The sequence below is a fragment of the Parabacteroides sp. CT06 genome, from assembly GCF_002257605.1.
Lineage (GTDB): Bacteria > Bacteroidota > Bacteroidia > Bacteroidales > Tannerellaceae > Parabacteroides > Parabacteroides distasonis.
Window position 1 is genome coordinate 2,509,531 of the sequence record NZ_CP022754.1, and the last position, 15,899, is coordinate 2,525,429.

15 protein-coding genes are annotated in these 15,899 nt (G+C 44.4%); 5 read left to right on the forward strand and 10 right to left on the reverse strand.

Features of this window, described 5'->3' with window-relative positions:
* Positions 1–7: 7 nt before the first annotated feature.
* From CI960_RS10950 to CI960_RS10995, 8 genes are all read right to left on the reverse strand, one after another.
* A complete protein-coding gene (locus tag CI960_RS10950) occupies positions 8–1,189 on the reverse strand; it encodes a glycosyltransferase (RefSeq protein WP_005856420.1) in 1,182 nt (393 codons plus the stop codon).
* A gap of 620 nt (positions 1,190–1,809) precedes the next feature.
* The gene (locus CI960_RS10960) at positions 1,810–3,342 is read right to left on the reverse strand and encodes a lipopolysaccharide biosynthesis protein (protein ID WP_036628701.1); all 1,533 of its coding nucleotides are present in this window, start codon (positions 3,340–3,342) and stop codon (positions 1,810–1,812) included.
* A 321-nt stretch (positions 3,343–3,663) separates the two neighbouring features.
* Positions 3,664–4,026 (reverse strand): nucleotidyltransferase domain-containing protein, encoded by a 363-nt coding sequence (locus CI960_RS10965; RefSeq protein ID WP_005856417.1) that lies wholly within the window; start codon positions 4,024–4,026, stop codon positions 3,664–3,666.
* A gap of 136 nt (positions 4,027–4,162) precedes the next feature.
* Positions 4,163–4,807, reverse strand: a complete 645-nt coding sequence (locus tag CI960_RS10970; RefSeq protein ID WP_005856416.1) for a sugar transferase — start codon at positions 4,805–4,807, stop codon at positions 4,163–4,165.
* Positions 4,808–4,879: 72 nt separating this feature from the next.
* Positions 4,880–5,026 (reverse strand): hypothetical protein, encoded by a 147-nt coding sequence (locus tag CI960_RS23415; RefSeq protein WP_005856415.1) that lies wholly within the window; start codon positions 5,024–5,026, stop codon positions 4,880–4,882.
* A gap of 537 nt (positions 5,027–5,563) precedes the next feature.
* Positions 5,564–5,953: a hypothetical protein gene (locus CI960_RS10980; RefSeq protein WP_005856413.1), complete on the reverse strand. Its 390-nt coding sequence runs from the start codon at positions 5,951–5,953 to the stop codon at positions 5,564–5,566.
* 35 nt (positions 5,954–5,988) lie between these two features.
* Positions 5,989–7,104: a transcription termination/antitermination protein NusG gene (locus CI960_RS10985; RefSeq protein ID WP_009017883.1), complete on the reverse strand. Its 1,116-nt coding sequence runs from the start codon at positions 7,102–7,104 to the stop codon at positions 5,989–5,991.
* A gap of 461 nt (positions 7,105–7,565) precedes the next feature.
* Entirely contained in the window at positions 7,566–8,501 is a 936-nt protein-coding gene (locus CI960_RS10995) for a site-specific integrase (RefSeq protein WP_094582348.1), read from the reverse strand.
* 66 nt (positions 8,502–8,567) lie between these two features.
* Here CI960_RS10995 and CI960_RS11000 point away from each other — a divergent pair, with 66 nt between their 5' ends.
* From CI960_RS11000 to CI960_RS11010, 3 genes are all read left to right on the forward strand, one after another.
* Entirely contained in the window at positions 8,568–10,058 is a 1,491-nt protein-coding gene (locus tag CI960_RS11000) for a cobyric acid synthase (RefSeq protein ID WP_005856411.1), read from the forward strand.
* Between the two features lie 4 nt (positions 10,059–10,062).
* Complete coding sequence (locus CI960_RS11005) at positions 10,063–11,385, forward strand: Gfo/Idh/MocA family protein (protein ID WP_005856410.1); 1,323 nt, start codon at positions 10,063–10,065, stop codon at positions 11,383–11,385.
* Between the two features lie 108 nt (positions 11,386–11,493).
* On the forward strand, positions 11,494–12,003 hold the full coding sequence (locus CI960_RS11010) for a ferritin-like domain-containing protein (protein ID WP_005856408.1): 510 nt from the start codon (positions 11,494–11,496) through the stop codon (positions 12,001–12,003).
* A gap of 88 nt (positions 12,004–12,091) precedes the next feature.
* Here the strand turns inward: CI960_RS11010 and CI960_RS11015 are convergent, their stop codons facing one another.
* Complete coding sequence (locus CI960_RS11015; RefSeq protein WP_005856403.1) at positions 12,092–12,664, reverse strand: DJ-1 family glyoxalase III; 573 nt, start codon at positions 12,662–12,664, stop codon at positions 12,092–12,094.
* A gap of 11 nt (positions 12,665–12,675) precedes the next feature.
* Positions 12,676–13,947 (reverse strand): ATP-binding protein, encoded by a 1,272-nt coding sequence (locus CI960_RS11020; protein ID WP_005856401.1) that lies wholly within the window; start codon positions 13,945–13,947, stop codon positions 12,676–12,678.
* Between the two features lie 198 nt (positions 13,948–14,145).
* Between CI960_RS11020 and CI960_RS11025 the strand changes: the two genes are divergently transcribed.
* Positions 14,146–15,447: a phenylacetate--CoA ligase family protein gene (locus tag CI960_RS11025; protein ID WP_005856399.1), complete on the forward strand. Its 1,302-nt coding sequence runs from the start codon at positions 14,146–14,148 to the stop codon at positions 15,445–15,447.
* Between the two features lie 23 nt (positions 15,448–15,470).
* Positions 15,471–15,896, forward strand: a complete 426-nt coding sequence (locus CI960_RS11030) for a hypothetical protein (RefSeq protein ID WP_005856397.1) — start codon at positions 15,471–15,473, stop codon at positions 15,894–15,896.
* The last annotated feature ends 3 nt before the right edge of the window (positions 15,897–15,899 follow it).

The following is a 15,899-nucleotide window of genomic DNA, read 5'->3' on the forward strand; positions in this document are numbered from 1 at the left end:
TATTAGTTCAGATCAATTCATTAAACAATTTTTCCCATTCAAACACTACTTTATTTATATCATATAACTCAGATTTTTTAATAGCATTATTTCTCATATAACAAAGAGAAGTATCATCTAAAGACATCAAATATCGAAGTTTACAAATATACTCATTTTGTTTATTAAATGGAATTACATAGCCATTCACTCCATCATCAATAATATCATCAACAGCAGAAAAACTATCATAACATATTGGAATACAACCATATTTCATTCCTTCTATCAGTACCATTGGAAAACCCTCCGATTCTGATGTCAAACAAACGACAGTAGATTGATTAAAATAATATTCAGGAGAGTTAGTTGAACCTTCAAAATATACGTTTTTTATATTTTCCGATTTCACCAAGCTCTTATAGATTCCCACATCAGGACCATCACCTACAATAAGCAGATCCCAGTCTAAAAACTCTTCACACAAATATTTCCAGATATTAATCAACTCGGAAATTTTTTTTTGGGTTTCTACTAATCGTCCCACATAAAGTAGTTTTTTTCTATTTAAGAATAAACCATCTACTTTATCATCCACATTAAAACCATTTGGAATAGCTATAATTTTCTCATATTCACATCTTGACAATTCAGCACAAGATGAGACATAAGATTTTGACAACACAACCATCTTATCACTAACAAGAGATGCCATGATATATGATCTCCTAACTACATTATGTATATATACCTGATATATTGGCTTTAACATCCGTTTTAACACATTTTTTACTCCTCGGCCTTTTATCATTGTATCAAGACATTTAAAATCAACAAATGGATCATTATGGACAACGGTGATAAAAGCTGGAAAATATTTACCATTACCTTGTACATTTCCTTTTAATTTAAGCATCAACTTATTTACCTCATAGTCCATATTTTGATTAATAATAACATCGATTTCATTCTCCTGCAAAACCAACAAAAAATGGCGCCTATTTTCTCTGGAAAACATTTTTTCATTAGGCATATTTAAGCAAACAACTTTAGAATCAAGCCTACTCATATATTCACATTTATTTCCTTTAAAAAGAGATAATATACAGACATTATATCCTATTTTAACAAGACTATTAGACAAAGTTATAGTCATTTTTTCCACACCACCATATCTAGGAAATTGTTTTAGAATAAATAAAATATTCATAACTTTTACTGCTTAAAATTTCAAGTAAGAACTCTAATTGTATTTTTATCTCTTCCACACACGAACAAAATCATCCTTCCGATCTCTCAATATCATCATCGGCTTACAATTATGCGATGGGTCTATCAAATTTTGAATACCAGTTATTCATCATATTCAGCACTATGAGATTCACTTTCATAAGCCCAATATAATCGTCCTAACTCAACCCTTGCAGATCTGAAAAATTCCAAACCTTAACAGGTAGTCTTATATTTATTCCAATTCTTCAAGAATAAAAAATCAGCTTTCAACCGCGGAACAATATTCCTTTGCGCTTCCAGTAATTGAAAAAACGTATTCTTAAATTGATCTTCTTTTACAGATTTCTTTTGTTTCTCGTTAAATTCAAATTGCTCTCTCAATGTCAAATAAAGTAGCACCGCATTAAGCAAGCCGATCACAGGAGCTGTAAGTCCACCTATCGTATCCCCAATCTCGCCTATATGATCAAATATAACCTCATCCCCAAAAATAGGACGAGTGTACAAAAAGGAGCACAAACAGCAAAGACTGTCAAACAAAGTAAAATTACAAGAGCAACTAATTTTCTATTCATATTGCTATTATTCTCTTTTTATTCATACATGACACATCCGGATAAATCGCCTCATCAGATTTCTCATTCCCGGAGCAACACAAAGCAAAGTTAAAGTCGACAAAATAGAAAATACAAGAATACCCAATAATCCATCAAAAAACGTCGTATCTCCTTGCACCATTGAATACCTCATCCCAAGACAAACTATCACTCCGCAAAGCAACGCTGCCATCAAATGTCTCGCATACATAAATATGTATATACTCAATCGCTCATCCAAGCCCTTGCGAAACAAATAGTAAGGTTTCCAACAAAAAACGACCAACAACAAGCTGATCAGCACCCCAGATAACACACCATGTAATCCAAAGTAATATCCTAAAATAATAGATAGGCCAACATTCAGAGAGGCTTCCACTATTGGTGCCCAAATATCGCCAAACAAGCCGTAAGCATTGATATAGGCATCCACCGTCGTTCGGCTTAAATTAACAAACAGAATAGCTGTCATCAACAACAAACTCAAGGAATCCATGACATATTTCTTGCCTATCCAAAAGGAGACAAATGCTGGAGTAATCATAAGAACCCCGAAGCACATGATACAAGAGAACAAGAACCTTATAGAAAACAGTTCCGCAAATACACTCATAATCTTTCGTTTGTCCCCTTCAGCCACCAAATTTCCAATTCCAGCATTCATGCTATTAAACATAGCTGTCATCAGAGTTTGAACACCCATTACAATCAACATATAATTACCGTACAAAGCGACTACCGTTAATGTCGTATAGACATATATAATGATTGGGCTTGTTTGTGACAAGGCAAAACCTCCAATTTTATGAAAAAACAGTTGCTTGACCTTCGTAAGCACATCCGGATATTTCCTTGTCAACTCTCTACCTATAAGCAAATTTGTCTTTAAATAAGGATAAGTCCGGGCGATCACCCGATTCAAAGCCATTGAAGCCACCACAGCGAACACCATTTCCAATACCAGCCACCAAACATATCCATCATCCAAGAATCGAATCGCCAATATTTGGCAAAGTAATTTTGCTAACATCGAGGCTTTGTAACTATACTGTATCTTATACTCCTGTTGATCCGCAGACAAAACGATCTGCTTATAATTAACAAAATAGCTTAATAGCCCACTAACCAATAATACCCCAAAAGAGGCATACGCATACCATAAGGGCAACGGCATCTTGGCAAAGATCCAAGGGAAAAAGGCCATCAAGACCACACTTCCAGCTATCACGATCCATGCGATACGCCGATAGAGCCACCCTTGCAAGGATACGATTTCATTGATTGTATCCGTATCTTTCTCGGCAAGCGGTTTATAAAGGGTACAAGCAATAGCAGCTCCCACCCCCAATTCCGCAAGGTTCAAGAACTGCAGCAAATTGGTAGCCGTAGTATTCAACCCCAGCACCTCCGCCCCCAAATAATCCAAGAAAATCTTCCTTGAAAAGAATTGGAGGATCAGGTTGATGAAATAAAACACCAACGCCACCGAACTGTTTTTTATACTTTTGGATGTTCGTGAATCTGTTTTTGCCATATTCTTCACAAATCTATTTGCCCCAAGATACACTCACAAGTAAGAAACAAGCTATTCCACAAAGGAACTCCTTATAACTCGTTCCTACAAGCTAAAATTGTCGTATTTCTTTATGTGATTATTAAGGATGAGCGATCAGACTTTCGAGTTTAGCTAACAATTTACGTGTGAGTTCCAACAAAGGCAATACATCCTCACGCTCAAAGTCAAAGAAATCGTTATAATCCCCGGTAATACGATGTTGTAGCAAACGGGAATATAATCAGCTTTCATCTTTTGTCAACAAACCTTTAGAGACATAATTCAATTCTAATTGACCAACTACCCCATTATGGGTTTGCACCTTGAATCCGCTGTTATATCTTCCGCACTCAAGAATTGTATCCCCTTGTCTTTTACGCTGTGTACAAAGGGAGAGAAATGGTATCTCATCCAATCTTTCAAGGTGTAAAGCACCGGGCTGACGCACTCGTTTAACAACCAACCCAGCCCTACTAAAGGATAGGATATATTGTCATAATCCTCCACCTCGATTTTCGGTTTGTCCAACAAGATCAATATACCCCAATCCGAATCCGGACGTGCCTCGTTTCTGGCCTGCGAACCATACAAAAAAGCATGCCCTCCTGCCGGTATGACCTTACGCAAGGTCTCCTTGATTCGATTCAGCACGTCCGTTCTCATAAAATCTATGACTTTTATTGTTTCACTTCCGGGCAAGGATAAATAATGTACACCAAACTTACGCATAAATGCCCACATAATTTCATTCTGCCTGGTAGTGCAGGATTGGATAATCGCTCTCCTTAGTTTTCCTCATCTAAAATTTCTTCCCAAACGCAATGTTCAAGAACGTCTTCACCAATATCTTGAAATCGAACCACCACGAGCGATGCTCCAGATAGAACAAGTCATAGCGCAGACGGCGGAGCATCTTCTCCAGCGTATCCGTATAACCGTTATAGAGCGTGGCGTAAGAGGTCACACCCGGACGGATCTGGTACAGGAAGCGATAGCGGGGATCGCGTTCCATGATCTGGTCGATGTAGAACTTGCGTTCCGGACGGGGGCCGATAAAAGACATATCACCGATGAAGACATTCCATAATTGGGGAAGCTCGTCCAAATGATGCTCACGCAGGAACTTGCCCACATGCGTCATACGGGGATCAGCGCCTCCCTTGTAAAGGGCAGGGCCGAACTTCTCAGCGTCCAAACGCATGCTGCGGAACTTATAGATGTTAAACGGGCGACCGAAACGGCCGATACGCTCCTGCCTGAAGATAGCCGGGCCGCCATCCTCGCGCCTTACGGCGATGTAGCAGATCAAGAACAAGGGGGAGAATACGACCAAGGCGATAAAGGCCAAAAGACAATCCCCTATACGCTTCACGTTACGCTCGAAGGCGTTCATCCCATCTGAGATAAAATCAGTAGATTTTCCAAAACTCTCTTCTAAAATCATGGCTAGTTAATTAGTCGATGAAGGCAGGCACGAGGTTAAAACTTAATCTCATTTGCATAGCCCATCCTTAAATTATTTCTTTCCTCCGTTCATTTCCTCCTCTTTCTTATAATCGATATACCGCTCCAAGGCCTCACGTGCCAGACGGCGGAAAAGTTCCTCGTCCGACAGATGGTCCCAAAGGAGATCTACCAATCGATAGTAAACGCTAAAGTGCATGTCCTTGCCTTTTTAAAAGAATTGTAAGTGTCACTGCCAATGCCTCCGCTTATGCGGATAATGGACTTGGTCAGTCTGGTGACTTGTAAAACCGTGGCGATGTAATCGCCCAAACGGGGAAATGATTGTCTGTGATACATGTCTGGTTTGTTATTATTTTTATACAGTCCTTATGGAGACCCCAAGTAATGCAAATAATGCAAGTAATGCAGCACCTTTTTCCCACACACGTGCGTACATTATATAAAACAAGAATTTTACACTAAACGATCACAAACAAGGCATGGAACGATCCGGAAGAGAAACGCTGGATAGCCGTATGAAAGTTTGATTCGACACATATAATGTACACGTGCGTGTGTGGGAAAAAGGTGCTGCATTACTTGCATTACTTGCACCTGTTTTCCCCGGCATCGGTTCCATCCCGCACGTATATCGGCATCGACTCACGCCTACGTTCGTATAGGCCTACACCGATATACGTGTGGGGCGACGTCGATATACGTGTAAAACGATGCCCTTATACGTATGCCACACTCATACGGTCTCGCTTAGCAATGGCAATCCCTCCACCTCTCTCTTATGCCAGCCTTGGTAATCAGACAGGGAAAAACCGGGGACGGTCAATTGCTTGTAATCCTTATCGTCTCTTCGCAAGATGTGCTTGCGGGCATACGAGCGGAGCGAACGATCCGTCACGGATACCATCACCACAGGAAACGGGTAGCCGAGCAAGCGCATCGGCGTGACCTCGCTGTCCGGGAACACACGGCGCAACTGATAGGCCGAGCACTCGAACGCCACCCAATAAGGCCCCGTGCAATACAGGTGGATCGAGTTTTGGTTCGTACGCTCACGCCCCATGATCTCACCCAAATGCTCGTTCAGCAACCGCACCAAACGAACGCCGGAAGGAAGGGAAGACATTTTGATTTTTGATTTATTATTTAAACTGTCTACTGTTAACTTATTTCATGGTTGAGCCACCGATCGTAATCGTCCAGCCGGCGGATCAACGACAACTTGCTTTTCTTGGGCGAGGACTCACTTCGCCACGGATCCACAACCTCGTGCGCCATCTGACGGTAAAGACTGCTGTCCGTGCAACCGTAGAGCGTCACAAGCAACAAGGCACGGGATTGCGGAGCTTTCACCGCCAGGAGCATACCGCGCATCGTGGCGAGCAAACGAGCGAACTCTTCTTTTTCGCCCAGTAGCTTGTAGGCGGAAAGGAGCGACGAATAGACCTTGCAGCGCATCACGTCCGTCTCCGCACGGAGAGAACCATAGGCTCTCAATACCTCACGCGCCAAGCGGGTATCCTCCTCCCCTACGCTACCGGAGGCGTGATAACGGCCCAACGCGTCGTGCAGGCCATCCCGCAGGCGATCGTTGTCCAGATGGGTATAGACATGCTTACCATTGGTGTTCAGCTCGATCAGCTCGTACTCGCCCGGCTTCACCTCCAACAAGGGAACCCACATGCAATCGAGGATACGGGCCATCACATCCTTGTGACCGCCGCCCGGCTGGATCACCACCTCAGCCTCCATCCCGGCGAAATAGCCGGACGTGATACGTACACGGTCACCCTTCAGCAGGCGGCCACTGTCCGGAACGTACACCGGAAGCTCGTTGGAGTAAGACTCCGCTACCCAACGTAAGTTTCCCATCTCGCTATCCGACAGGTAAGGGAAATGGGGCGTGCCCCCGGAAGAGACACGGGGAAGGAAATTATATAAGGGGAGCGTCTGCTTCATCCGGAAGATCTCCTCCACCGAGGACCGGATAAACACGTAGTTGAACAGCAGGGGACGCCTCGTGTTGACCAGCTTGCCGTCCACCTTCCTCACCTCCACGTACGAGGGGGCGAAATACTCGAACAACGTCTCCCCGCGACGCTCGCGACGGGAAAGCTCGGCATCCAACCCTCTTGAGGGACTGATCCTATCGCGCCTGCCACCCGCGGCGGTAGGGAGCGTCAGCACGTACCAGCGAACGGTCTTCAGGTCTTGGCGCTTACAGACCCGCTCCATACCCCTATCCGGGCAATCGTTCCTCAAAACATTCATCGACATGATTCTTTTTTCCTTGGAGTATTTCAAGATATCCACCAAGCCTAACGACAATTCAAAGCCCTGCCAAGACCCTATCGTTTCTTCTTGACAAACAACGCTTTAAGTATTCAATTATGGTATTTCTGAAAATTACCATCACTTGCGATTTTTAAGCTACTTGGGAAGTAGCTTAAAAGATGGGAAAATGGTCACCACACAGTTGTAGAGACGGGGCACGCCTCATCTCTACGTGAATGTAGATGCAATTTTTGTGAGGTAACGGGATGATATAGGAAATATGAGATCATTCCGTCTCTATCGTTGTGTCCATAACCCAAGAATAGGAACGAAGATATAAGGAGAATCAAAGTCGGAACATAAAGAACAGAGCACAAATAAAGTCTAATGTTTGCTTGTGTCTTGTTATTTTTTATTACATTTGCGCCGTGAAAGAATACGCTACTTCCCAAGTAGCAAGCCTCTTACCCCACTTTGGGTATCGGTTTACACACGCTCTCAAAACAATTCCGGTTCACTGTCGACAAACGTTCCAACGAGAAGCTCTTCAAATAGATCTGTGTTGTCTTAATAGACTTATGCCCCAACAACTCACTGATAACCTCGATCGATACATCTTGTTCCTTCAAGAACGAGGCGAATGAATGACGGATCGTATATGAGGTGACCGGAAGCGTAACGCCTGTCGATCTCGCCAACAACTTCAAGTCACGGTTAAAGCGGGACAGGGTCCTGTTATATTCTTTGTAGGCCGCCTCACCGGTTCTCCTTCCACTCAAAAAAGGAAATAAATAAAGGGATTCCTTTGCCGTACAAGCGGACAACTCATCCAACAGCCACAACGCCCCGGAGGGAATCTCCAGCTGTATGAGAGACCCGCTCTTTTGTCGGTGATACTGCAATATCCCATCCCGGATATTCTCCCATTTCAAATGCGTGAGATCCACAAACGCTATCCCGCTGAACGCGAACATCAACCGAACGGTCAACTGTACACGCCGCAAGGACGGATCCCCCAACGGGGCGTTAAACATACGCTCCAGCATCTCTCGCGGCAACGCCTTCTTCCGCTTGCTTTCAACGCCCGTGAAGACATCTTTGAACAGGTTGGGTACAAAGGGAGCCTCGTTCGCCTCCACGGCTAAGTTATAAATGTGACGAATCCGACGCATATAGGTAGACACCGTATTCAACGAACGGCCCTTGTCCAACAACCATGACTGATAGCACAAAAGCCTGTTCCTATTAATATAGGTATAAGGAATCGCCTCCATACCGCAAAAGCACTTGAACGAGTTCAAGGCATCTTGATAACTCTTCGCCGTGGAATACCGTTTTTTCTCACGCAGACAAGCCATGTAGATGGACAGGCCCATAACAAAATCTTCTTCTTTTTTCATATCTTCTCCTTAATAAAAAGGCCAAAAATACTACCTTTGTACACTGTGTAAATAAAATCTATACAGATGAAGCAACACCTACGACCGATTATGTTTGTCGGAACCTGCTCTGATGCGGGTAAAAGCGTTATCAATGCGGCGTTTTGCCGTATTTTCAAGCAAGATGGTTATCAACCGGCACCGTTCAAGGCACAAAATATGTCCCTCAATTCCTACTCTACCCCGGAAGGCGGCGAGATGGGCCGGGCGCAAGTCGTACAAGCGGAGGCCTGCGGTATTTCCCCGCATACGGATATGAACCCGATATTACTAAAGCCGACAAATGATAAAAGCTCGCAAGTCGTATTAAACGGAAAGCCAGTCGGCAATATGTCCGCCAAGGATTATTTCGGGATACAAAACCAGAAGGAGGAGCTATTTAAGGAAGCCATCGAAGCCTTCAAGCGTCTGGAAGCTCGCTATAACCCGATCGTATTGGAAGGAGCCGGAAGCATCTCCGAACTAAACCTGCGAGACCGGGATATCACCAATATGCGTATGGCGATCGCTGCCGGAGCCTCTACCTATTTAGTTGCGGATATAGACCGTGGGGGCGTATTCGGCTCTGTATATGGAACGATCGCTTTATTACGACCGGAGGAACGAGTGTTAATGAAAGGGGTTATCATCAATAAGTTCCGTGGAGACGCCTCTTTATTCGAAGAAGGACGGAGCCTATTAAAGGAATTGACTGGGATTCCCGTGGTCGGCGTAATTCCATGGTTTCGGGATATCAAGATAGAGGAAGAGGATTCCGTAGCGTTGGATATGAAAAATAACACTTATAAAGACGGGAAAATCAATGTAGCTATCATCCTGCTGAAACGAATGTCTAATTTCACGGATTTTGATGTATTGGAGATGGACCCCCGTTTCAATCCGTATTATACCAACAATATCGATGAGATAGAGAAAGCCGACATCATCCTGCTCCCCGGCTCAAAGAATACGTTATCGGACTTACAAAGCCTGCGGGCCAATGGGATAGCGATGGCGATTATCCGGGCGCATAAAGCGGGTAAAAAGGTGATCGGTATTTGCGGTGGCTATCAAATGATGGGAGTCCGCTTGGAAGATCCGGAAAGTATCGAGGGAAATATCCCGGCGATTCCCGGTCTCGGTCTTCTGCCTCAATGCACAGTCATCGAGCAGGAGAAGATCACGAGACAAAGCGACTTTGCTTTCCTCCCCTCCTCGGAGAATAAGGATTGTAAAGGATACGAAATACATATGGGACGAACCACCCTATTGGGTGACGCCCCCGAACAGCCCGTAGCCCGACTGGAAGACGGACGAACGGACGGATATTACCTCAACAACCGATGCTGGGGAAGTTATATGCATGGTATCCTTGATAATCCGGCCGTATTGGACAACTTAGCTGAGGGCTTTGACACGGAAACGACTACAGGCCCTTTCGATTATGCCGCTTTTAAGGAAGAGCAGTATGATAAACTCGCCGCCCTCGTAAGGGAGCACGTGGATATGGAATATATTTATAACAGTATTAAAAACTAATATCATGAACAGACGTACTTTTATGCAAAAAACCGGACTTATCATGTCCGGACTTACTTTATCGCCGCTTATCGGTAAATCGTATTCCTCCATATACGGACAAACCGCCCCTAGCAACAAAGTAAAGGTAGCCCTCATAGGATGCCGTAGCATGGGATACGGGGATTTGAATACTTTTCTTGATTATCCGGAGACGGAATGCGTGGCTCTTTGCGATGTCGATGACGAATGGTTAAACAAACGGGCTGCCGACGTTGAGAAGAAAACAGGGAAAAAAGTACCTCACTTATATAAGGACTGGCGACGAGTAATCGATAATAAAGACGTAGATGTAGTCATTATCGGTACGCCGGACCATTGGCATTGCCTTCCGACGGTCTGGGCTTGCCAAGCGGGAAAAGACGTATATGTAGAGAAGCCGCTCTCCAATACGATCGAGGAATGTAACCTGATGGAAAAAGCCGCCCGTAAATATAACCGGATCGTACAGGTAGGCCAATGGCAACGTAGCGACCCGCATTGGGACGAGGCGGCTAATTTCTTGAAAGCCGGAAATATCGGACGGATCCGTACGGTCAAGGTCTGGGCTTACCAAGACGGCAAGCCGACACTTCCGGTTAAACCGGATTGCGACGCTCCCGCCGGTGTGGATTACGATATGTGGCTAGGCCCGGCTCCTAAACGTCCGTTCAATCCTTATCGCTTTCATTATAATTTCCGTTTTTTCTGGGATTATGCCGGAGGCTTGATGTCGGACTGGGGCGTACATTTACTGGATTATGCCCTAGAAGGTATGAACGCGGGCCTTCCCAGCCGTGTATTCTCAGGCGGCGGCAAGTTCGCCTATCCGGACGACGCTATGGAGACGCCCGATACTTTAATGGCAACTTACGCCTATAAAGATTTTAATATCATCTGGGATCACGCCTGTGGAATCAATCACGGACTCTATAACCGTAAGGAAGGATTAGCGTTCTATGGGGAGAATGGTACGATGGTACTCGACAGGGCCGGTTGGGAAGTCATACCAGTCGTATCCAATAACGTAGCCCGCATGGAAGCCGTTCCTTTCAAGAAAGGAGAAGGCAAAGGACTTTATAATCATGTGGGAAACATGTTGAGCTGCATTAAAAGCCGTGAGCTTCCGAACGCCGATGTCGCTATCGGTGCCCGTGTAGCGAAGATGGCTCATCTGGCGAATATCTCCTGCCGGGTTCAACGGGAAGTTCATTGGGATGATAAAAACAATTTGTTTGTCGGCGATAACGAGGCTACCGCCTTGTCGAAAGCCTATTACCGGGCACCTTGGGAATTACCTAAATTGTAACAATCGCAGCATAACGTTAAAATTTTGACAAACAATAAACAATGCCCTAGTAAGCTTGTTAGAACTATAAAAAACGAACAATACGTTTAATTCTAAATTAATACAGCTATGGCAAAAGAAAGCGTCAAAATTTTAAGAGGGAAATTGGATGTCGACAATTTATTATCTCAACTAAACGCCGCGTTAGCGGAAGAATGGCTAGCATACTATCAATATTGGGTAGGAGCCTTGGTCGTTGAAGGAGCCATGCGTTCCGACGTACAAGGTGAATTCGAGGAACATGCCGAGGAAGAAAGGCATCACGCCCAATTATTGGCAGACCGGATCATCGAATTGGAAGGAGTTCCGGTACTTGATCCGAAACAATGGTTTGAATTAGCCCGATGCAAATATGATTCACCGACAGACTTTGACGTAGTAAGCCTTCTGAACCAGAATGTCGCCTCCGAGCGTTGCGCCATCTTGCGTTATCAAGAAATCGCTAAATTCACGGACGGCATCGACTTCACGACTTGTGATATCGCTAAGCATATCTTAGCTGAGGAAGAAGAACACGAGCAAGATCTGCAAGACTATTTGACAGATATCGCACGTATGAAAAAATCTTTCCAGAAATAATTTAGGAAAGGGAAAACTCTTTACAACAAAAATCCCTTGAGAGAATGTCTCTAAGACATTCTCTCAAGGGATTTTAATTTCAAGCACATTAATGCTTTGTCCCATGCAACAAAGCGTCATATAATAAGGCATCCGCCACTTCCAAAGCGATTTCCTCGTCTTTCAGATTCCTCAAGATCGTCAAACCAAACTCAAACATAAAACCCGGCCCCTTGCTTGTGATGATATTTCCATCCTGCTCTACTCCATTATCCGTAGGGATAGCGCCTACCATTGTTGGCTCGAAGAAAGGAAAACAGGTAGCCCTTTTCCCTTTTAGCAATCCAAGACCACCTAAAACCATCGGTCCGGCACAGATAGCACCGATTAATACGCCTTCCTCCGTTTTCTCCTTGACTAATTCTTTCAAATGGGCATGCGCATTTAAGTGGTTGCTTCCGGGTATTCCACCCGGCAAGATCAAGGCATCGACGCAACTGAAATCCGCCTCCTCGAACAGATAATCAGCCATTACCGGAATATCATGAGCTCCTATCACCAATCGGTCACCCGTAATAGATACCATCATAACCCGTACACCACCACGCCTCAAGACATCAATCGTACCCAAGGCCTCTATTTCCTCAAAGCCTGTCGCTAAAAAGACAACCGCATTTTTCATTTCTTTTTTATTTAATATAGTTGACATTCACTTAAAACAGAAGGATCATCCTTCTCCACAACAGCCTTATCCGTAACAACCAATGGTAAGGTGAACCAGAAAGTGGAACCTTTGCCAAGCTCAGATCGCACACCGATCTCACCACCCAACTGCTCTACAATCATCTTGCAGATCGGTAGTCCCAAACCAGCCCCTTGATAAAAATCATCCAATTTCACGAAACGCTCGAAAACAGACTCCAGCTTTTCCTCTGATATCCCGATTCCGGTATCCATGACAGAGACACGTACGAACATATCTTCCACCTCATAAAAAAGCGAGATAAAACCTTTGGAAGTAAACTTAATGGCATTAGACAAGAGATTTAACAAGACCTGTTCTACCCGGTGCGGATCGATCCACAGACGAACAGAAGGCATGGCGACCGAGTTATATAATAATGCCACATCGGAAGTCATCTTCAAGGATTGTACCACATAGGCCTCTTGGCAAATATCCCTCAACTCAACTTCCGACACGTTATAGTTTAACCGACCGGACTCGATCTTCGACAAATCCAAGATATCGTTAATCAGTTTCAACAATAAATCGCAATTCTTATTTATAATCGAAAAGTATTCCCTTTGCTCACTGGCATTAGTCGTTTCCGTCACGAGATGGGCAAAACCAACGATAGCATTCAGGGGGGTCCGTATCTCATGGCTCATATTAGCGATAAAAGCGTTTTTCATCTTATCCGCCTCTTGTACTTTCATCAGCGCCAACTGGTCTTGACGTTGCTCCGTGATATCATTCAGCATGACCAATAACAGAGGCGAGGCTCCCGGGTCCGGATTCGTGATCAGTAAACGTACGATATTTACGATTCTCACCTCTCCATTCGGTTTCTCATACTCGACCATTTCCTTTACCATACGTCCCGTCTTGATCGTATGGTAATCTTCCGTTCGGATCTCATGCGCCCGCCGGGAATCAGGGAAAAGCTCGAAATCCGTCTTCCCTAAGATATCTTCCGCCTTGACCCCCGTAAATTCCTCCGCCGCCTTATTAAAATAGATATACCGGAAACCGTTGAAAATATCTTTCACCGTGATCTCCACAAATACGTTCGACAAGATCGTATCCATCAAGATATTTAAGAAGTTGATCGTATGCTGGCTTTGGCGCATCTCAAGTTCGTTATCGCTCGCGGATGGTGTCAAAGTGGCTTTTTCCAGATCGGCTTCCAGTCTCTCAATCCTTTGAATCAACTCTTCTTTGGAAAGGTGGTCATATTTTCCCATGGCCCATACATAAAGTTAAATTGCGTAATGGACAAAAATAACTATTATTTTTTTATTTACAACGGCTTACCGCCTAATAATTCTTATTTTCAAAAGGTCATTACTAATATTTTGACACAAAAGCATGGCGTTATCCAAAATAAAAGATACATTTGCAATCTAATTTCATGAATTAAACACACTCTAATTGAAAAAACGATGATGTATTGGCAGAAAGAAATAGAAACCATGGATCGTAAAGATCTGGTAAAATTCCAACTGGAACGACTGAAACAAACCATAGAACTAGCGGGCAACTCCCCTTTTTACCATAAGATATTCAAAGAGAAAGGAATTACCCCGGACAGTTTTCAGTCCTTGGAGGATTTACAAAAACTTCCGTTTACAACGAAAGATGATCTTAGAAATAACTATCCGTTCGGATTGGCTGCCATCCCATTACAGAAATGCGTACGTATCCACTCTTCCAGTGGAACGACAGGTAATCCTACCGTTGTCTTACATTCCGCCAAGGACTTGGACCAATGGGCTAACCAAGTAGCTCGTTGCATGTATATGGTAGGGCTAAGGGATACGGACGTATTCCAGAATACATCCGGCTACGGCATGTTTACCGGTGGCCTCGGTTTCCAGTATGGAGCAGAAAAATTAGGTGCGTTGACAGTGCCTGCGGCGGCCGGTAATACCAAACGACAGATTAAGTTCATCACCGATTTCGGCACCACCTGTTTACATATCATACCGAGCTATGCCACTCGTTTGGCTGAGGTTATGTATGAGGAGGGAATAGACCCCAGAAAGGATACCAAACTACACACCGTATGTATCGGTGCCGAGCCACACTCGGAAGAACAACGTAAACGCATCGAGCAGCTTCTGGGTGTCAAGGCTTACAACTGTTTCGGTATGTCGGAGATGAACGGGCCGGGTGTAGCGTTCGAATGTACGGAGCAGAACGGCTTGCATATCTGGGAAGACAACGTGATCGTAGAGATCGTAGACCCGGTTACCTTGCAACCGGTGCCCGAGGGAGAGGTCGGAGAATTGGTATTAACCACCATCAACCGGGAGGCGATGCCTTTACTCCGTTATCGTACCCGCGACCTTACTTGCATCTTACCGGGTGATTGCCCTTGCGGACGTACCCATAAACGCCTAGCCCGTTTCAAAGGACGTAGCGACGATATGATAATCTTGAAGGGCGTGAACCTATTCCCCATCCAAATCGAAAAGATATTGATGCAATTCAAGGAGTTAGGCAGTAATTATTTGATCACCCTCGAAACGATCGGTAACAGCGACGAGATGTTGATCGAGGTTGAGTTGAGCGACCTATTCACCGATGATTATTCCGCCTTGCAGCGCTTGACGAAAGGTATCACCCGTCAGTTGAAGGACGAATTATTACTTACACCACGTATCAAGCTGGTAGCCAAGGGATCTTTGCCAACCACAGATGGCAAGGCGGTACGAGTGAAAGATCATCGCAAGCTTTGTTAAATAAACAATTAAAATAACACCTTATGACAGTCAATCAAATTTCTATTTTCCTAGAAAACAAGTACGGGAAATTAAGCGAGATATTAGCGTTATTGGCGGAAGAGCGCATCCGCATCATCGCAGCCACCGTAGCCGACACCTCCGAGTATGGAATCCTTCGTATCATCGTAAGCGATCCCCAGAAGGCATACAAGATATTAAAAGAAAACAACGTCAGCGCAAACCTGACCGACGTATTAGCGATCGTAACCAGCTCATGCGCCGGAAGTTTTGCCAATACATTATCTTATTTCACGAAAGCGGGCATCAGCATAGAATATATGTATTGTTTCTCCATCCGGGAAAAAGCGATCTTGATCTTGCGTACGAACAACCGGGAAAGCGCCCGTGAGGTAATCCGCCGTCAGAATCTCGAGTATATCTGTGAAAGTGATCTAATAAAACTTTAATAG